Here is a 201-nt window from a genome sequence, read left to right as displayed (position 1 = left end):
CGCCCGGTCGTGCCGGGCGGAGCCGTCGGGGAGCGGTTGTCAGGCGGTGCCGAACTCACTGGACCGGACGGCGTCGACGAACGCGGCGAAGGCGTCGGCCTCGAAGACGAGCGCGGGGCCTTGGGGGTCTTTGGAGTCGCGGACCGGGACGGCGCCGGAGAATCCTGCGGCGACTTCAACGCAGTTCCCGCCGTTCTGGCT

1 protein-coding gene is annotated in these 201 nt (G+C 72.1%); it reads right to left on the bottom strand.

The features are described 5' to 3' along the window. Nucleotides 1-39 precede the first annotated feature (39 nt). Nucleotides 40-201, bottom strand: a 162-nt coding sequence (locus tag PUR61_RS02410) for a DUF397 domain-containing protein (protein ID WP_329875101.1), incomplete at its 5' end; no start/stop codon positions are given.

The organism is Streptomyces sp. BE20 (assembly GCF_036322525.1).
GTDB lineage: Bacteria > Actinomycetota > Actinomycetes > Streptomycetales > Streptomycetaceae > Kitasatospora.
Note: the sequence above shows the minus strand (reverse complement) of the source record. Positions and strands in the feature narration are given on the sequence as shown.